The 18,881-nt window shown below is 66.1% G+C and carries 15 protein-coding genes and 1 tRNA gene; 2 read left to right on the top strand and 14 right to left on the bottom strand.

The features are described from left to right. Positions 1-85 precede the first annotated feature (85 nt). Positions 86-167: transfer RNA gene (locus tag NQJ30_RS04610), tRNA-Leu, on the bottom strand. Positions 168-370: 203 nt separating this feature from the next. Between NQJ30_RS04610 and NQJ30_RS04605 the strand changes: the two genes are divergently transcribed. Continuing rightward, complete coding sequence (locus NQJ30_RS04605; protein ID WP_255768564.1) at positions 371-976, top strand: ANTAR domain-containing response regulator; 606 nt, start codon at positions 371-373, stop codon at positions 974-976. Between the two features lie 78 nt (positions 977-1,054). On the opposite strand, the gene pyk is transcribed toward NQJ30_RS04605, so the two are convergent. The 11 genes from pyk to hisI form a co-directional block, all read right to left on the bottom strand. Beyond that, entirely contained in the window at positions 1,055-2,539 is a 1,485-nt protein-coding gene (pyk, locus tag NQJ30_RS04600) for a pyruvate kinase (RefSeq protein ID WP_255768563.1), read from the bottom strand. Between the two features lie 86 nt (positions 2,540-2,625). Further along, the gene (locus NQJ30_RS04595) at positions 2,626-4,083 is read right to left on the bottom strand and encodes a glutamate synthase subunit beta (protein WP_255768562.1); all 1,458 of its coding nucleotides are present in this window, start codon (positions 4,081-4,083) and stop codon (positions 2,626-2,628) included. Beyond that, entirely contained in the window at positions 4,076-8,686 is a 4,611-nt protein-coding gene (gene gltB / locus NQJ30_RS04590; RefSeq protein WP_255768561.1) for a glutamate synthase large subunit, read from the bottom strand. The genes NQJ30_RS04595 and gltB overlap by 8 nt, the downstream gene beginning before the upstream one ends. Before the next feature lie 265 nt (positions 8,687-8,951). Continuing rightward, entirely contained in the window at positions 8,952-10,142 is a 1,191-nt protein-coding gene (gene lgt, locus NQJ30_RS04585) for a prolipoprotein diacylglyceryl transferase (RefSeq protein ID WP_255768560.1), read from the bottom strand. Between the two features lie 5 nt (positions 10,143-10,147). Next, positions 10,148-10,954, bottom strand: a complete 807-nt coding sequence (gene trpA, locus NQJ30_RS04580) for a tryptophan synthase subunit alpha (RefSeq protein ID WP_255768559.1) — start codon at positions 10,952-10,954, stop codon at positions 10,148-10,150. Beyond that, positions 10,954-12,366: a tryptophan synthase subunit beta gene (trpB, locus tag NQJ30_RS04575; protein WP_255768558.1), complete on the bottom strand. Its 1,413-nt coding sequence runs from the start codon at positions 12,364-12,366 to the stop codon at positions 10,954-10,956. Before trpB ends, trpA begins: the two co-directional genes overlap by 1 nt. 75 nt (positions 12,367-12,441) lie before the next feature. Then, positions 12,442-13,263: an indole-3-glycerol phosphate synthase TrpC gene (gene trpC, locus NQJ30_RS04570; RefSeq protein WP_255768557.1), complete on the bottom strand. Its 822-nt coding sequence runs from the start codon at positions 13,261-13,263 to the stop codon at positions 12,442-12,444. Next, positions 13,263-13,550: an HGxxPAAW family protein gene (locus tag NQJ30_RS04565; protein WP_255768556.1), complete on the bottom strand. Its 288-nt coding sequence runs from the start codon at positions 13,548-13,550 to the stop codon at positions 13,263-13,265. Before NQJ30_RS04565 ends, trpC begins: the two co-directional genes overlap by 1 nt. A gap of 117 nt (positions 13,551-13,667) precedes the next feature. Next, on the bottom strand, positions 13,668-14,270 hold the full coding sequence (locus NQJ30_RS04560; protein ID WP_255768555.1) for a Trp biosynthesis-associated membrane protein: 603 nt from the start codon (positions 14,268-14,270) through the stop codon (positions 13,668-13,670). Next, positions 14,267-15,835 (bottom strand): anthranilate synthase component I, encoded by a 1,569-nt coding sequence (locus NQJ30_RS04555; RefSeq protein ID WP_255768554.1) that lies wholly within the window; start codon positions 15,833-15,835, stop codon positions 14,267-14,269. The genes NQJ30_RS04560 and NQJ30_RS04555 overlap by 4 nt, the downstream gene beginning before the upstream one ends. Positions 15,836-15,948: 113 nt before the next feature. After that, positions 15,949-16,356, bottom strand: a complete 408-nt coding sequence (gene hisI / locus NQJ30_RS04550) for a phosphoribosyl-AMP cyclohydrolase (RefSeq protein WP_255768553.1) — start codon at positions 16,354-16,356, stop codon at positions 15,949-15,951. 135 nt (positions 16,357-16,491) lie between these two features. Here hisI and NQJ30_RS04545 point away from each other — a divergent pair, with 135 nt between their 5' ends. Continuing rightward, entirely contained in the window at positions 16,492-17,136 is a 645-nt protein-coding gene (locus tag NQJ30_RS04545) for a TIGR03085 family metal-binding protein (RefSeq protein WP_255768552.1), read from the top strand. A 91-nt stretch (positions 17,137-17,227) separates the two neighbouring features. Here NQJ30_RS04545 and hisF read toward each other — a convergent pair whose 3' ends face one another. Both hisF and hisG read right to left on the bottom strand, forming a co-directional pair. Beyond that, a complete protein-coding gene (hisF, locus tag NQJ30_RS04540; protein WP_255768551.1) occupies positions 17,228-18,004 on the bottom strand; it encodes an imidazole glycerol phosphate synthase subunit HisF in 777 nt (258 codons plus the stop codon). 13 nt (positions 18,005-18,017) lie between these two features. After that, the gene (hisG, locus tag NQJ30_RS04535) at positions 18,018-18,878 is read right to left on the bottom strand and encodes an ATP phosphoribosyltransferase (protein WP_255768550.1); all 861 of its coding nucleotides are present in this window, start codon (positions 18,876-18,878) and stop codon (positions 18,018-18,020) included. Between the last annotated feature and the right edge of the window lie 3 nt (positions 18,879-18,881).

The following is an 18,881-nucleotide window of genomic DNA, read 5'->3' as shown; positions in this document are numbered from 1 at the left end:
AGCCGAGGACAAGCGTCAGAGGGACCCGAGCACGGTCAATGTCAACACCTTAAAGCAAAAACCCCTCCGACGAGGGGATATGCTGTGCCCGAGGTGGGACTCGAACCCACACACCTTTCGATACCGCATTTTGAGTGCGGCGCGTCTGCCAATTCCGCCACTCGGGCGCGGAATACGAGATGCAAACCGGTACGCCCACAGCTGATTGTGAGCAACGCGATCGCTTCACGTACGCGGAATTACTCTACATGCAGATAGGCTAAATTCCAGAATCGCGCCGCTGAAGCCGCAACAGACCATGCAGTTCAAAGTACGGCCGCGGGCGCACCTAAAATGGTGATGTTCCCCCGTACCTTTCCAAGGAGATCCCGTGACTGAACCGACGGAGTCAAACCCCACGTCCCAGCCGGCGCGCCGCGTCATTGTGGCCGAAGATGAAACCCTCATCCGGCTCGACATCATCGAGATCCTGCGCGGCGAGGGGTACGACGTCGTGGGCGAGGCAGACAACGGCGAGAAGGCCGTGCAGCTCGCCGAAGAACTCAAGCCGGACCTCGTGCTCATGGACGTCAAGATGCCGGTCATGGATGGCATTAGCGCCGCCGAGAAGATTGTCAAGGCCCGCATCGCCCCCGTGGTCCTGCTGACGGCGTTCAGCCAGAAGGAACTCGTGGAGCGCGCCCGCGACGCCGGCGCCATGGCGTACGTGGTCAAGCCGTTCACCCCCGCGGACCTCATCCCCGCCCTAGAGATCGCCCTCTCCCGGCACGAGGAAATCAAGGCCCTCGAGAGCGAGGTTTCGGACCTGCAGGAGCAGTTCGCCACCCGCAAGCTCGTTGAGCGCGCCAAGAGCCTGCTCACCACCAAGATGGGCCTGACGGAGCCGGAGGCCTTCCGCTGGATCCAGAAGACCTCCATGGACCGCCGCCTCAGCATGCGCGAAGTCGCCGAGACCATCATCAACCAGGTCAACTAGGCCCCAAGCTCCCAGCGGGACCCAGCGGTTAAACGAAAGGACCCCTGCCAGCCGGCAGGGGTCCTTCCATTTAATTCCTTAGGACGTCGGCCAGGGGCCGAGCTTCTCCCTGGGCGCACCTGCGCTGCCGTCGCCCAGGCTGCCGGCGTCGGCGAAGTCGCCCACCCTGTGTGCCTTCAGGATGTTGGTGGAACCGGCCTTGCCGGGAGGGGAACCGGCGGCGATGACCACCAGGTCACCGTCCTTCACCAGCTTCATCTCCAGCAGGCTGCGGTCCACCTGTGCGGTCATCTCATCGGTGTGGCCCACCATGGGAACCAGCACCGGCTGGATGCCCCACGTCAGTGCCAGCTGGTTCCATACGTGCTCCACCGGGGTGAAGGCGAACACCGGCCTGATGGGACGCAGCCGGGAGAGGCGGCGTGCGGAATCACCGGACTGGGTGAAGGTACAGATGTACTTCGCTTCCAGCTGGTCAGCGATTTCGACGGCGGCACGGGTGATGGCGCCGCCACGGGTCTTGGGCTTGGTCCCCAACGGGGGTACGCGCTCCAGGCCGTGGACCTCGGTGGATTCGATGATCCGGGCCATGACCTTGACGGTCTCGATCGGGTACTTGCCCACGCTGGTCTCACCGGAGAGCATGACAGCATCCGCACCGTCAAGGACGGCGTTGGCGCAGTCGGACGCTTCCGCGCGGGTGGGGCGCGGGTTATCTATCATCGATTCGAGGACCTGGGTGGCCACGATGACCGGCTTTGCCCAGCGGCGTGCCAGTTCAATGGCGCGCTTCTGCACGATCGGCACTTCCTCAAGGGGAAGTTCCACACCGAGGTCGCCTCGGGCCACCATGATGGCGTCGAAGGCGTCGATGATTTCGTGGAGCTGCTCCACGGCCTGCGGCTTTTCGATCTTGGCGATGACCGGCACGCGGCGGCCTTCTTCGTCCATGATCTCGTGCACGCGGGTGATGTCTGACGCGTCGCGAACGAAGGACAGCGCAATGAGGTCCACACCGCGGCGCATCGCCCAGCGAAGATCGTCCTCATCCTTTTCGCTCAATGCCGGAACGTTCACGGCCACGCCCGGAAGGTTGATGCCCTTGTTGTTTGACACCATCCCGCCGACGGTGACCACCGTGACCACCTTGACGTCGTCCACCGCGGTCGCACGCAGCGCCACCTTGCCGTCGTCGATCAGCAGGGCATCGCCCACCTTGACATCTTCGGTCAGGCTCTTGAGCGTGGTGGAGCAGATGTCCTTGGTGCCGGGAACATCCTCAGTGGTGATGGTGAAAACGTCACCCTCGGCGAGGGCGTGCGGGCCATCCACAAAACGGCCCAGACGGATCTTCGGCCCCTGCAGGTCGGCCATGATGGCCACCGGCTTGCTCAGCTGGGCTGCGGCCTTGCGAACGTTCTCGTAGGTGTTGTCGTGCACGGAATAGTCGCCGTGGCTCATGTTCATCCGGGCAACGTCCACACCGGCTTCCAACACCGCCAAGGTGTTCTCAAAGCTGGCAATTGCCGGGCCAAAAGTGGCCACAATCTTAGCGCGTCTCATATACCTACCCTAATAGTGTGCTGCATTGGTTAAGTCGTTATGGAAGTGAACCTGAGGCGAACTGACCGTGCGTCGAAGTCCGGACGTCAGAGCACGGCGATGGCGCGGTCCGTCGGTGCCACGGGCGCGGGCAGGATGGTGCTGCCCATGAGGAACTTGTCCACCGCGGCAGCGCAGGCACGGCCTTCGGCGATGGCCCACACAATGAGCGACTGCCCGCGGCCGGCGTCACCGGCCACGAAGATCCCCTCGGTGTTGGTCATGTAGTAGCCGTCACGGGACACGTTGCCGCGGCCGTCGAATTCGGCGCTGACCTGCTCGGTGATGCCGGCCCGCTCCGCCCCGGTGAAGCCCAGGGACAGGAACACCAGGTCAGCCGGAATAATCCGCTCGGTGCCTGCCTTCGGGAGACGCTTGCCGTCCACGAATTCCGTTTCAGCCACCTTCACGCCGGTGAGCTTGCCGTTCTCCCCCACGAACTCCACGGTGGAGGCGAGGTAAGTGCGTTCGCCGCCCTCCTCGTGCGCGCTGGCCATTTCGAACAGGGTGGGGAACGTCGGCCAGGGCTGGTGCCCCGCGCGTTCCGACGGCGGCTGCTTGCCGATGGCGAGCGTGGTCACCGAAGCGGCCCCGTGGCGGTGCGCGGTGCCGAGGCAGTCCGCGCCCGTGTCGCCGCCGCCCAGGATCACCACGTGCTTGCCCTTGGCATGGATCTGGTTTTCCACGGTCTCCCCCGCCACCACGCGGTTGGCCGGAACCAGGTAATCCATCGCGTAGTGAACGCCGTCCAGGTCGCGGCCGGGAATGGGCAGATCACGCGGGACGGTGGCGCCGGTGGCAACCACCACGGCGTCATACCGGCGGCGCAGCTGCTCCCACGTCACGTCGGTACCCACGGCAACGCCGGTACGGAAGCGGGTGCCTTCAGCCTTCATCTGCTCGATGCGGCGGTCAACCTGTTCCTTCTCCATTTTGAAGTCGGGTATGCCGTAGCGGAGGAGTCCGCCGATCTTGTCGTCGCGCTCATAAACCGCCACGGTGTGGCCCACGCGGGTCAGCTGCTGCGCCACGGCCAGGCCGGCGGGGCCGGAGCCGACGACCGCAACGGTCTTCCCGGTCAGGCGCGTCGGCGGCAGCGGGGTGACCCAGCCGTTGTTCCAGGCATCGTCAGCGATGGAGACCTCAACCTGCTTGATGGTGACGGCGGGCTGGTTGATCCCCAGGACGCACGACGCCTCGCAGGGCGCCGGGCACAGCCGGCCGGTCCATTCGGGGAAGTTGTTGGTGGCATGCAGCCGCTCAATCGCTTCCTCGCCCTTGCCCCGCCACGTGAGGTCGTTCCACTCCGGGATCAGGTTGCCCAGCGGGCAGCCCTGGTGGCAGAACGGGACGCCGCAGTCCATGCAGCGGCCGGCCTGGGCCTTCAGGACGCCCTTTTCCTGGGCCTCGTAAACTTCCTTCCAGTCCATGATGCGGACCGGAACCGGGCGGCGTGGCTGTGTTTCGCGCTGGCGTACTTTTAGAAATCCGCGTGGATCAGCCACCGGTTACCTCCAGGATTCGAGCCCATACTTCTTCGCCGTCGGGGTCAAGGCCCTCTTCGATGGCGCTGAGCCGGGTTTGCTGGACTGCCGCGTAATCGCGCGGCAGCACTTTGGTGATGCGGGCTGCAGTGTCGTCGAAGTTCTCCAGCAGCCGCGCAGCGTGCAGCGACTCCGTTTCTTCAACATGCTTGACCAGCAGGCCGTGGACAATGTCCCGGTCTTCGGCGTCGAGTTCCACGAGTTGAAGTTCCCCGGACTCCAGCGCGTCCTTGTTGACCCGTGTGGTCCGCAGGTCCAGCACGTAGGCGGTGCCGCCGGACATGCCGGCACCGAAGTTGCGTCCGGTCCGGCCGATAATCAGCGTCTGGCCGCCGGTCATGTACTCGCAGCCGTGGTCGCCGATGCCTTCAACAACGGCGGTGGCTCCCGAGTTGCGGACCAGGAAGCGCTCGCCCACCTGGCCGCGCAGGAACATTTCGCCGCTGGTGGCGCCATAGCCGATCACGTTGCCGGCAATGACGTTCCCCTCAGCTTTGAAGACGTTGGACCGGTCCGGCCGGACAATGATGCGTCCGCCGGAAAGGCCCTTGCCCACGTAGTCGTTCGAGTCGCCGAACAGGCGCAGTGTGATGCCGGCGGGCAGGAAGGCACCCAGCGACTGTCCCGCAGTGCCCGTCAGGGTGATGTCGATGGTGTCCGGCGCCAGCACGTCGGTGCTGAACGTCTTGGTCACCGTGTGGCCGAGCATCGTGCCCACCGAGCGGTCGGTGTTGATGACGTCCACCGCGATTTTCACCGGGCTGCGGTCGGTCAGCGCCTCCGTGGCCATGGTGATCAGCCGCTGGTCAAAGTGCTTGTCCAGCTCGTGGTTCTGCGAGGTCATGTTGCGCAGCGGGGCATCGTCGTCGAACTCGAGGCCGTGCAGGATCGGATCCAGGTCCAGGCCGTCGGCCTTCCAGTGGTTGATCGCCTCCCGGGCATCCAGCACCTCGGCATGGCCAATGGCTTCCTCGATGCTGCGGAATCCGAGTTCCGCGAGGATCTCGCGGACTTCCTCGGCCAGGAACTCGAAGAAATTGACCACGAACTCCGGCTTGCCGCTGAAGCGGGCCCGCAGTTCGGGGTTCTGGGTGGCCACACCCACCGGGCAGGTGTCCAGATGGCAGACGCGCATCATGATGCAGCCTTCCACCACGAGCGGCGCGGTGGCGAAACCGAACTCCTCACCACCCAGCAGGGCAGCAATCACGACGTCGCGGCCGGTCTTCAGCTGACCGTCCACCTGCACTACCACGCGGTCGCGCAGGCCGTTAAGCATCAGCGTCTGCTGCGTCTCGGCGAGGCCGAGTTCCCACGGCACACCCGCGTGCTTGAGCGAGTTCAGCGGCGAGGCGCCGGTGCCGCCGTCGTGTCCGGAAACGAGTACGACGTCGGCCTTCGCCTTCGTGACACCCGATGCCACAGTGCCGATCCCCACTTCGGAGACGAGCTTGACGTGGACCCGGGCCGAGGGGTTGGCGCGCTTGGCATCATAGATGAGCTGCGCGAGGTCCTCGATGGAGTAGATGTCGTGGTGCGGGGGCGGCGAGATGAGTCCGACGCCGGGTGTTGAGTGCCGCGTCCGGGCCACCCACGGGTAGACCTTCTGCGCCATCAGCTGGCCGCCTTCGCCGGGCTTGGCACCCTGCGCCATCTTGATCTGGATGTCGTCCGCGTTGGTCAGGTACAGGCTGGTGACACCGAACCGGCCCGAGGCGATCTGCTTGACGGCGGAGCGGCGTTTCGGGTCCAGCAGGCGGTCCACGTCCTCGCCGCCTTCACCGGTGTTGGACTTGCCGCCCAAGTGGTTCATGGCGATCGCAAGCGTCTCGTGGGCTTCCTTGGAAATGGATCCGTAGCTCATGGCGCCGGTGGAGAAGCGCTTCACGATGCTGGAGACGGACTCCACTTCCTCCAAGGGCACAGCGGGACGCTCGGTCTTGAACTTGAGGAGCCCACGCAGGGTCATCAGGTTCTCGGACTGGTCATCCACGCCCTTGGTGTAGGCCTTGAAGATGTCGTAGCGGCGTTCACGCGTGGCGTGCTGCAGCCGGAACACCGTCTCCGGGTTGAACAGGTGCGGCTCGCCGTCCCGGCGCCACTGGTACTCGCCGCCGCCAAGCAGCGGGCGGTGCGGCTGCTCGATGCCGCCTTCCGGGTAGGCCATCTGGTGCCGCGCCGAAACCTCGGCCGCAATGACGTCCAGGCCCACGCCGCCCAGCTGGGAGTGCGTGCCGGCGAAGAATTCGTCCACCAGCTCCTGCCCAAGGCCCAGGGCCTCGAACGTCTGCGCACCGGTGTAGGACGCAACGGTGGAGATGCCCATCTTGGACATGATCTTCAGGACACCCTTGCCCAGGCCCTTGATCAGGTTGTAGACGCCGTCCTGCGGGGTCACTCCCACCACGTCGCCGCTGGAAATCAGCTGCTCCACGGATTCCATGGCCAGGTACGGGTTGACGGCCGACGCGCCATAACCGATCAGGACCGCAACGTGGTGCGTCTCGCGGACGTCGCCGGCCTCGACCACTAGGGCGGTCTTGGTGCGGTTGGCACTGCGGAGCAGGTGGTGGTGCACTGCGCTGACCAGCAGCAGCGACGGAATCGGCGCCCACTGGGCGTTCGAGTCGCGGTCGGAGAGCACCACGTACTGCACGCCGCGGTTGATGGCGCCGGAAACCTGCTCGCAGATTTCGGTGAGACGCGCACGCAGCGCGGACTCGCCACCTTCGGGGCGGTAAAGGCCACGGACCTTCATGGCGATGCGGTCGCCGTCGGGCGTTTCAATGTTGGCGATCTTGGCGAGCTGGTCATTATTGATCACCGGGAACGGCAGGGAAACCTGCGGCTGCCGCACCTGCTTGGTGTCCAGCAGGTTGCCGTTGGGGCCGATGGCAGTGGTCAGCGAGGTGACCAGCTCTTCACGGATGGCGTCCAGCGGCGGGTTGGTGACCTGCGCGAATGACTGCACAAAGTAGTCGAACAGCAGGCGCGGCCGCTTGGACAGCACCGCCACCGGAGTGTCGGAACCCATGGCACCCAGCGGTTCGGCACCGGTGCGGGCCATCGGGCCCAGGAGGATCTTCAGTTCCTCGGTGGTGTACCCGAAGGTCCGCTGGCGGATGTTCACCGACGCAGCGGTGTGGACCACGTGCTCGCGCTCGGGGAGGTCCTTGAGGTCGATGAGGTTTTCTTTGAGCCAGGCGGCCCATGGGTTCGCTTGGGCCACTTCGGCCTTGACCTCTTCGTCATCAATGATCCGGCCGGCGTCGGTGTCCACCAGGAACATCTTGCCCGGCGAAACCCGGCCCTTCTTGACCACTTTGGAGGGTTCGACGTCGATGACGCCCACCTCGGACGCGAAGACAACCAGGCCGTCCTCGGTGATCCAGTAGCGTCCCGGGCGCAGTCCGTTGCGGTCCAGGGTGGCACCCACCAGGGTGCCGTCAGTGAAGGACACGGCAGCGGGGCCGTCCCACGGTTCCATCAGCAGTGAGTGGTACTCGTAGAACGCACGCCGTGCGGGATCCATGGTGGCGTGGTTCTCCCACGCCTCGGGGATCATCATCATGATCGAGTGCGTGATGGGGCGGCCGGAGAGCCATAGCAGCTCTGCTACTTCGTCGAAGGACGCGGAGTCGGAGGCACCGGGCGTGCAGATGGGGTACAGCTCTTCGGGGGAATCCCCCAACAGGGGGTTGGCGAGCTGGGACTGGCGGGCGCGCATCCAGTTCCGGTTGCCCTTGACGGTGTTGATTTCACCGTTGTGGGCGATGGTGCGGAACGGCTGGGCCAGCGGCCAGGAGGGGAACGTGTTGGTGGAGAAGCGCGAGTGGACGATGGCCAGCTTGGTCTTGAAGCGCTTGTCGGAGAGGTCCGGGTAGAACGGCTCCAGCTGGGCCGTGGTGAGCATGCCCTTGTAGACGATGGTGCGGGAGGACAGGGACGGGAAGTAGACACCGAACTTGTTCTGGGCACGCTTGCGGATCCGCCACGCGCGGGCGTCGAGCTCATTGTGGCTCAGGGTCTCGCCGGCGGCCGAGGCAAAGAAGGGCTGGGAGAAGTACGGCATGCAGGCACGGGCCATGGCACCGACCAGGTCGGCCACAATGGGCACTTCGCGCCAGCCGAGGACGGTGAGGCCTTCGTCGGCGGCGAGGCCTTCAATGCCCGCCTTGGCGGCATCGGCCTCGCGCTGCTCGGACGGCAGGAAGGCCGTGCCGGCCACGTACTGTCCGGGCGCGGGTAGTTCGAATTCTGTGACCGCCCGGAAGAATTCATCGGGGATCTGCATCAGGAGGCCGGCACCGTCACCGGTGCCTTCGTCTGCGCCCACGGCACCGCGGTGCTCGAGGTTGCGCAGGGCAGTCAGGGCGGCGTCGACGATGTCGTAGCCGGGCTCACCGCGGAGTGTGGCGATGATCGCCAGGCCACACGCGTCTTTTTCATTGTCCGGGTTGTAAAGACCCCGGGCCTCCGGCAGCGCAGCGAAGCGCTTGAACGGAGAGACGGGGCCGTCGGATCCTATTTTTTCGGACCAACGTGGGCTATGAAGATGGGTCATTGAAGACGTCCTTCCTCGAGATCGTACGTATGGAAGGGACACCGTTGGCCCCACTTCTGAGCGCCGGTGTGATGGGCACAACAAAGTGTTTATTTACAGGAAATTGTAGGCCAGACAGGCCTGCTGAACGAAGAGTTACGCAGGCCGCTGGCCCGGGCTTGACCGGGCAGCGGCTATCTGCTGTCCGGGCGGGCCCTGTTTGCCACGACATTGTGGTGGGTGGGCGCTCCGAGCGGTGGCTCTGCTGCCCTGCCGTGCCGGCGTCCTACCTGCTGGTGCCAGCCTCCGGCGCGGATTCCGATACCTCGCGGCCGGAATTTCCGGTCTCCGGCGTCACGGGGATGGCCTTGTTGCCGTCCCCGGATGCCGGTTCCTCTTCCGTTGGGGTGGAAGAATTTCCGGATCCATTTTGGATATCAGGCAGATTATCATGCGATTCACTATCTGAGACACGGGTATCCGCATCGCGGACAGCCGGGACGGTGGCGGCGGCTTTGACCCCGGCGTCGTCCCCGGTCTTGTCCGTGACCTGGTCCTGGTCTGAGCCGGCCACCGGACCGCGGTCTGCAAGATAGGGTGTGTCCGGTTCCGGCCTGCCCTTCATCCCTATCAGGATGAAGACCACCAGGGCTGCGACGAACACAAAGATGCTGGTCCAGACGTTGAGCCGGGTGGTGATGCCGAAGAGGTTGATCTGCTCGGCCTCGTCGATCCGCATCGCTTCGATCCAGACCCGGCCCAGCGTGTAGTACATCGCGTAGAGCCAGAAGAGCCGGGCACGGCGGAAGTGGAACCTGCGGTCAAGGGCCAGCAGGATCAGCACGCCCGCGATGTTCCAGAGTGATTCATACAGGAACGTGGGGTGGAAGAGCGTATCTGCCGGCATCCCCGCGGGGAAGTTGGGGTTGTCGGCGTCGATCTGCAGGCCCCAGGGCAGCGTCGTGGGACCGCCGAAGAGTTCCTGGTTGAAGTAGTTGCCCCACCGGCCCACGGCCTGCGCCAGCAGGAGCCCCGGTGCCGCGGCGTCCAGGAAGGCGGTCAGTTTCACGCCCGCACGCCGGCAACCGATCCAGGCGCCCACAACACCCAGGACAACGGCGCCCCAGATTCCCAGGCCGCCCCGCTGGATCTGCGGGATCAGCCAGAGGTCGCCGGTGCCGTCGAACCCGGGACCGAAGTACTGGTCCGGCGACGAGACAACGTGGTACAGCCGTCCGCCGATAATGCCGAAGGGAATCGCCCAGATGACAATGTCCCAGACGCTGCCTTCCGGCGCACCGCGCCGGGCCCAGCGGACCGACGTGAGCCAGAGGCCCAGGACGATGCCTGCCAGGATGCACAGGGCATAGGCGTGGATCCGCAGGGTCCCCCACGGCAACGGGATGTCGAAGCCGGACCAGTCAGGGCTGGGGATGCTGGCCGGCACCAGGGCGGCGGCGTGAAGGAGCGTCTGCATAGGGGCTAGGCCACTTCCCTGGCGAGTCCGGCGCTCAGGTCGCGGGTGAGTTCTGCGACGGCGGGGACACCGCCGTCGCGGATTGCGGCCACCAGCGCGGTGCCGACGATGACGCCGTCGGCGTAGGCAGCGATCTCGCGGACGTGGCCGGCGTTGGACACGCCGAGCCCCACGCAGACACGCTCGGCCCCCGCGGCATGGGTGTCGGCAACGAGCTGCTCGGCGCTGCTGCTGACATCCTGGCGGGTGCCCGTGACGCCCATGATGGACACCGCGTACACAAAGCCACGGCTCGCCTTCACGGTCATGGCCAGGCGCTCGGGAGTGGAGGAAGGAGCCACGAGGAAAACCCGGTCCAGTCCGTACTTATCCGAGGCGGCGAACCATTGCGACGCTTCGTCCGGGATGAGGTCCGGCGTAATCAGCCCTGCTCCCCCGGCCTCGGCCAGCCTGCGGGAAAACTCGTCAACGCCCATCCGGAGCACCGGGTTCCAGTAGGTCATGACCAGCACGGCAACATCGGTGGCTGCCGTAATGCCGGCCACGACGTCGAACACGCTCTCCACGCGGAAGCCGTTGGCGATGGCCTCGGTGGTGGCCGCCTGGATAACCGGGCCGTCCATGACCGGGTCAGAGTAGGGAATGCCGATTTCGATCAGGTCGGCACCGTTCTTCGCCATGGCGATGCCGGCGTCGATGGTGGCCTGGACATCGGGGTACCCGGCCGGCAGGTAGCAGACCAGGGCTGAGCGTCCGGCGTCGCGGGCGCGGTCGATGGCGGCGGCGGACTTGCTGGCCGTCAGTTCAGTCATCAGTGGTCCTCGTTGTTGTCAGCGGCAGTGTGATCTGCGGCGGCCGTGCCGGCCGCGGCAGGGACCGCTTCCGTCTCGGCGCGGTCGGCAGGTCCCTTGGGCTTGCGCGTGGAAAGGGTGGTGCCCTTGACGTTTCCGTCCTCGTCCAGCATGTGGAACCACTCGGCGGCGGTCTCCACGTCCTTGTCGCCGCGGCCGGAAAGGTTGACGATGATCACCGTGTCGGACGGGTTGGCGCTGCCTTCGGTCAGGCGCTTGCCCACCTTGATGGCACCGGCGAGGGCGTGGGACGACTCGATGGCGGGGATGATGCCTTCAGTGCGGCACAGCAGCTTGAACGCGTCCATGGCTTCGGTGTCCGTGATGGGCTCGTAGGTGACGCGGCCGATATCGGCCAGGTAGGCGTGCTCCGGGCCCACGCCCGGGTAGTCCAGGCCGGCCGAGATGGAGTGCGACTCGATGGTCTGCCCGTCATCGTCCTGCATGAGGTAGGAGCGCGCACCGTGCAGGACGCCGGGCTTGCCGAGCGTGATGGTGGCCGCGTGCCGGCCGGTTTCGACGCCGTCGCCGCCGGCCTCGAAGCCGTAGATCTTGACGCTGGGGTCATCCAGGAAGCCGTGGAAGATGCCGATCGCGTTGGACCCGCCGCCGATGCAGGCAACGACGGCGTCGGGCAGCCTGCCGGTCTGCTCCAGGATCTGTGCCCGGGCTTCCTCGCCGATGACTTCGTGGAAGAAGCGCACCATTGCGGGGAACGGGTGGGCGCCGGCGGCCGTGCCCAGCAGGTAGTGCGTGGTGTCAACGTTGCTGACCCAGTCCCGGAGGGCGTCGTTGATGGCGTCTTTGAGGGTCTGGGAACCGTTCGTTACCGGCACCACCGTGGCGCCCAGCAGCTGCATGCGGGCGACGTTGAGCGCCTGGCGGCGGCAGTCTTCGGCGCCCATGTAGACGACGCATTCGAGGCCGAGGAGGGCGGCGGCGGTGGCACTGGCCACGCCGTGCTGGCCCGCGCCGGTCTCCGCGATCACTCGGGTCTTGCCCATGCGCTTGGCCAGCAGGGCCTGGCCCAGCACGTTGTTGATCTTGTGCGATCCGGTGTGGTTCAGGTCCTCGCGCTTGAGGAAGATCCGGGCCCCGCCGGCGTGCTGGGAGAAGCGCTTGGCTTCTGTCAGCAGCGAGGGACGGCCGGAGTAGTTCTTGTTCAGGTCTGCGATCTGGGCCAGGAACTCAGGATCGGCCTTGGCCTTTTCGAAGGTGTCCTCAAGCTCGTCCAGTGCGGCGATGAGCGATTCGGGCATCCAGCGTCCGCCGTAACCGCCAAAATACGGCCCCGGGGCATGCTTCAGTGAGCCGCCCTGCAGGAATGCCTCGGCGGCGTTGTTCTCAGCGTTTTCTGAGGGTGCATCAACCATCAGTCTCACCGTCCTGTTCCAGTTGATCGTTCAGAAGTGTTGTGCCGCCGGCACCGGGGCCGGCGGTTGCGCGCTCTAGGCGCGCGCGGCGATGGCGGCGGCGCCGGCCGCAGTGAACTCGGCGATCCGCTCCCGCGGAGTCGAATCGCTCACCAGGGCTTCGCCCACCAGGATCGCGTTGGCGCCGCTCGCGGCGTAGTGCGTTACGTCGTCCACGCTGCGCACGCCGGATTCGGCGATCACCAGCGCTTCGCCGGGGATCAGGCCGGCGAGGGACGCGAAAACGGAACGGTCGACGTCGAGCGTCTTGAGGTTGCGGACGTTGACGCCGATGATGCGCGCCTTCGCCGCCACGGCACGTTCGATTTCCGCTTCGGTGTGGGTCTCCACCAGGACGTTCATGCCCAGTTCGCGGCTGAGGGCGCTGAATTCCTGCAGCTGGGCGTCGGAGAGCGCCGCCACGATGAGGAGGATCAGGTCCGCGCCGTGGGCACGGGCTTCCCAGATCTGGTACTCGTCGAGCGTGAAATCCTTGCGAAGCAGCGGAATATCCACGCGGGCACGGACGGCGTCCAGGTCAGCGAGGGAGCCCCTGAAACGCCGCTGCTCGGTGAGGACACTGATCACGGCGGCGCCGCCGTCGGCATACTGCGCCGCAAGTGACGCCGGATCCCCAATGGTGGCCAGATCCCCCTTCGAGGGACTGCGGCGCTTGATTTCGGCGATGACTTTGAGCTGGTCGCGCGGTGCTGCCGGACCGCCAAGGGCCGCCCACGCATCACGCGCCGGGGCGGCCGCGACGGCCTGTTCCTTCAGTTCCGCAAGGGAAACCAGGCGCTTTCTGGCCTCCATATCCTCCCTGACACCGGCATTGATGTCATCGAGAACGGTGGCCATCAGTGGCCGGTGTTCTTCAGCTTGCTGCCTTCGACGCCGTAGCCTGCCTTGCGCATGATGTAACCCAGGATCAGGCCGAGGACCATAACGCACGCGCCGGCGATGAAGATGGGAGTGTTGGCGATGACAAAGGCAATCGCCGCAATGAGTGCGCCCACCAGCATGACAATGACGCAGGTCCACGCAGCGGGGCTGTTGCCGTGGCCCAGATCCTGGCTGTGGTCAACGCCGTGGTGCACAGCAGGTGCCGGGGCGGTTTTGGACGCGGGTGCGGGTGCTTTGCTCATGTGAAATCTCCTCAGGATCAATACTGCTTACATTCTGCCATTTTTTGGCCACAAACTGCCCATCGGCGGCCCTGGCCGCGGTTTGAGCGCCTTGCCGTGGGCGGCTGCCGGCGGAGCTCAGGTGGGGTCGTCGCCGCGCGAGAGCCTGTCCCAGCTGTCGATCTCGTCCACCGGCCCTGCTGCCGTGGCGGAAGTTCCCGCCCCCGCAGCTGACACGGCCGCGTCATATTTGGTGCGCGACTTCCAATACCGGCCCGCCGGCACGATCAGCAGGGCGCCGAGTGCCAGCAGAATTCCGACGACGACGGCGAGCACCGGGAAGGCGGTCACCTCGGTTCCGGCGCGGCTTCCGTTGACCCCGGTGGCGGCAGCGATGGAGCCCTGGGCGGCGGAAAGCGGATCAGACAACACGGTAGCGGCTGCGGTAACGATGCCGGCTGCGGCGAGCACCACAATGACGGTAATGACCCACCGGGCCACCTTCCCGGCAATGGAAGCGGCCAGCCCGCCGGCCAAGGCCACCAGTGCCAGCGCTGTCACGGCCGTGGCTGCCTTGCTGCCTTGCACCGCAAGGCTGTTCTGGCCCCCCGCTGCCTGGCCCGCCTGGTCAGGGTCAAGCGTGACCGTGATCCACGTCTGGGTCGTCGTGCCGAAAACTGCCAAGGCCAGCACGGCGATCAGGAGGACCAGCGTGGATTTCCGGGCCCACACGGGGGTCATTCGCGGGCCTCCCCCGGGTCGGGAAGCGACCCCGCGGAAATGTTGCGTAAGGATCCCGCCGTATGCACTGCCCGGAGCGGCGCGGCGGCCTTGTTCACGGTTTCGATCGCTTCGGTGGGGTTCACCGAGTCCGCCACGATGCCACCGCCGGCCTGCACGTAGGCGCGCCCTTCCCGGAGCAGCGCGGAGCGGATGGCGATGGCCATATCCATGTCGCCGGCGAAGTCGAGATAGCCCACCACACCGCCATAGATCCCGCGCCGGTGCGGCTCAAGCTGGTCCAGCAGCCGCAGGGCCCGGGGCTTGGGTGCGCCGGAGAGCGTGCCGGCCGGGAAGGTTGCCTTCAGGACGTCGTAGGCCTTGGCCTGCGGGGACAGCGTCCCCACCACCGTGGACACCAGGTGCATGATGTGGCTGAACCGTTCCACCTCCATGAACTGGGTGACGTCCACCGTGCCGGCTACGCAGACCTTGGACAGGTCGTTGCGGGACAGGTCCACCAGCATCAGGTGCTCGGCGCGTTCCTTCTCGTCGGCCAGGAGCTCTTCCGCCAAGGCTTTGTCGCCTTCAACCGTCTTGCCGCGGGGCCGCGATCCGGCGATGGGGTGCGTGATGACTTCGTCGCCGGTCACGGTCACCAGGGCCTCCGGGGAGGACCCCACGATGGTGTACTCCCGGCCGTCGGCGTCCTCAAGGCTGAAGAGGTACATGTAAGGGCTGGGGTTCGTGTTGCGCAGGACCCGGTAGACGTCCAGGGGCGAGGCTCCGCACTCCATTTCGAAGCGGCGGGAAATCACCACCTGGAAGACTTCGCCGTCCACGATGGCTTCCTTGCCCCGGTCCAGGGCCTCCAGGTAAGCGGGTTCGGCCCAACGCTCCTGGACACTGGAGGCGAAGTCCAAGGCAGCCGGTTCCAGGACGGACACTGGCTGCGCTACCGGTGTGCTCACTTTGCCGAGCAGGGCCTGCACCCGTTCGACGGCGTCGTGCCACGCCTCGTCCACCCGCTCGGAGCTGTTGTCGAAGTTGATGGCGTTGGCGATGAGCAGCACGCTGCCGTCATGGTTGTCATGGACGGCCATGTCCGTCACCAGGTTCAGTGCCAGCTCCGGCAGGTGGAGGTCGTCCTCGGGCGGGCTGGTGAGCCGTTCCCAGTGCCGGACGGTTTCCCAGCCGAGGAAGCCCACCAGTCCGGACGTGAACGGCGGCAGCCCTTCGAACCTGCTGGTCCGCAGCGCGTCAACGGTATCGCGGATGGCGTCCACAGGGTTGCCATCCATGGGCACGCCTGCAGGGGGCTCCCCTAGCCAGTGCGCCTGGCCGTCCTTAGTGGTCAGCGTGGCCCGGGACCTGGCTCCGATGAACGAGTACCGCGACCAGGTGCCGCCAACCGCCGCGGACTCCATCAGGAAAGTTCCTGGCTGGCCGTTGGCCAGCTTCCGGTACAGGCCGATGGGAGTTTCAGCGTCCGCCAGCACTTTGAGCGTCACGGGGATGACCCTGCTGGTGCGGGCGAGTTCGCGGAACTCCTCGAGGCCCGGGCTGATGATTCCAAGGTCCTGCATGGCTATGCTTCTCCGCCTGTTCTTGTGTGCCGCCGCGGGCGGCATCCGTCGTGGTACTGGCTTGGTGCTGGCAAAAGTGTGAAAGCTGCGGCGGGTTCCGCCCAGGGATCGGGTCAGGAGGCCGGGCCGGTCCGGACGTCCAATTCGCGTCCGTCGAAGCAGGTCCGGGTTCCCGTGTGGCAGGCCGCGCCCACCTGGTCCACCCGGACCAGCAGGGCATCGCCGTCGCAGTCCATGGCCACGGACTTGACCCACTGGACGTGGCCGGACGTATCGCCCTTGCGCCAGTATTCCTGGCGCGAGCGGGAGTAGAACGTGACCCGGCCGCTGGTCATGGTGCGGTGCAGCGCCTCATCATCCATCCACCCCAGCATCAGCACCTCGTTCGTATCGAACTGCTGGACCACTGCCGCAACGAGACCGGCGCTGTCGCGCTTGAGCGCGGCTGCCACCTCAGGTGGAAGCGGATTGGAGGTGGGTGCCGGGACGGGCACGGGGGCGGGGGCAGGCTGCTCAGACATCAGGTCAAGTCTAGTGCCTGATCAGCGGCCCCTAAATATACGTCAACGGGCATATAAGGAGGGTGTCAGCGACGGGGCCTCCACCGTGGCGATTCTGCTGCCCAACTCCCTGCTCTCGTGCTAGTTTCACAAGTGATGCATTACGTTGACCCGTCCCGCGAAGTCCTGGCCGAAACCCTCCTGGCGGCCGGTCCTGATGCCCCCACCCTCTGCCGAGGCTGGCGCACCAGGGACCTTGCCGCGCACCTTTACCTGCGCGAACGCAAGGCGGCCGTGGGGCTTGGCCTGATCATCAAGAGCCTCTCCAAAGCCTCGGACAAGGCCACCGCCAAACTCGCCGCGAAGCTGAAGGCGCCGGACGACTACGCGGGCCTCGTGAACACGTTCCGCAGCGGTCCACCGGCCCTGTCCCCCATGAAGATCAAGGCGTTGGACGAGAGCTCCAACCTGATCGAGTACTTCGTCCACACGGAGGACATCCGCCGGGCCGTTGACCGCTGGGCTCCACGGGCCCTGGACGAGGCGTACTCGGACGCGCTATGGGACGAGCTCATCAAACGGGCCGCCATCCTGTACCGCGGCGTGGATCTCGGCATTGTGCTGGTGCGGCCCTCCGGCCCCCGGCACGTGGCCAAGCGCGCCCCTGTTTCGGTGGCCATCGTCGGCGAGCCGGGCGAACTGCTGATGCACGCCCACGGCCGCACCCGCCACGCCCTCGTCACGTTCGAAGGCCAGCCCGACGCCGTCGCCCTCCTCCAGTCAGCCGAAGTAGGACTGTAGAAACAAGGGCCTTTGACCAGAGTGGGCGAAAGTGGGCCCACGCCCGCAGGGTTCCCTGGCCGAGCTTGCGAGGTTAGGGGGCGGGTGGGGACTAGCGGACTTCGAAGCCTGCTTCGCGGATGGCCTGCTTGACCTGGGCCATCATGTTGTCCGGGCCCCAGTGGAAGATCGAGGCGGCCAGGACGGCGTCGGCGCCTGCAGCCACGGCCGGCGGGAAGTGGGCGGGTTCGCCGGCACCGCCGGAGGCGATGATCGGCACCTTGACGGCGGCCCGGACCAGCCGGATGAGCTCCAGGTCGAAGCCGTCCTTGGTGCCGTCCGCGTCGATGGAGTTCAGCAGGATTTCGCCGATCCCGCGGTCGGCAGCTTCCTTGGCCCACGCGATGGCATCGATGCCGGTGCCGGTGCGGCCGCCGTGGGTGGTTACTTCGAAGCCCGACGGCGTGGGCTGGGATCCGGGGCGTGTCCGGCGGGCGTCGACTGACAGGACCAGGACCTGGGACCCGAAGTGCCGGCTAATCTCGTTGATGACGTCCGGCCGGGCGACGGCTGCCGTGTTGATGGAGGCCTTGTCTGCGCCGAAACGCAGGAGCTTGTCCACCTCGGCCACGCCGCGGACGCCGCCGCCGACCGTCAGTGGTATGAAGACTTCCTCGGCGGTGCGGCGGACCACGTCGAACGTGGTTTCGCGGTTGCCCGACGAGGCCGTGACGTCAAGGAATGTCAGCTCATCAGCGCCCGCATTGTCGTAACGGTGGGCCAGTTCCACAGGGTCGCCTGCGTCGCGGAGCCCTTCGAAGTTGATGCCCTTCACGACGCGGCCGGCATCGACGTCGAGGCACGGGATGACTCGTACAGCTACAGCCATTGCTACTCCTAAATCAGATGCGGCAGGCGTGGATGCTGCTGACCAGGATGGCGCGGGCGCCAAGGTCGTAGAGCTCGTCCATGATGCGGTTGGTCTCCCGCTTCGGGACCATGGACCGCACGGCCACCCACTCGGAGTCCCGCAGCGGGGAGACGGTGGGTGACTCCAGGCCCGGGGTCAGGGCTGCGGCCTGCTCCACGAGGTCCTTGCGGATGTCGTAATCCATGAGGACGTACTGCCGTGCCACCAGGACACCCTGGAGGCGGCGCATGAGGACCTCAATCTCCCTGGCGGTGCCGTTCGCGGCGCCGCCTTCACCGGTGCGGCCGATCAGGACGGCCTCGGACTTGAGGATCGGATCACCGAAGATCTCCATGCCGGCGGCCTTGAGGGTGTTACCGGTTTCGACGACGTCGGCAATGGCGTCCGCGACTCCCAGGCGTACGGAGGATTCGACTGCGCCGTCGAGCCGCACTACATGGGCGTTGACGCCGCGTTCCGCGAGGTAGCCGCGGAGCAAACCGTCGTAGCTGGTGGCGAGGCGTTTGCCTTCGAGCTCCTCCACCTTGGCGAAGTCGCCGACCGGACCGGCGAAGCGGAACGTGGACGCTGCGAAGCCCAGGGGCAGCAGCTCCTTTGCCTCCACCTCGGCGTCCAGCAGCAGGTCGCGGCCGGTGATGCCGACGTCGAGGATTCCGCGGCCGACGTAGACGGCGATGTCGCGGGGACGGAGGAAGAAGAATTCGATGTCATTGTCCGGGTCCATCATGACCAGTTCGCGGGTGTCGCGGCGTTGGCGGTAGCCCGCCTCGGACAGCATCGCGGACGCGGATTCGGACAGGGAGCCCTTATTGGGGACGGCTACTCGCAGCATGGG

The sequence above is a fragment of the Pseudarthrobacter sulfonivorans genome, from assembly GCF_024391045.1.
Taxonomy (GTDB): Bacteria; Actinomycetota; Actinomycetes; order Actinomycetales; family Micrococcaceae; genus Arthrobacter; species Arthrobacter sulfonivorans_B.
The sequence above is the reverse complement of the archived record's forward strand: the minus strand, read 5'-3'. Positions and strand labels throughout refer to the sequence as shown.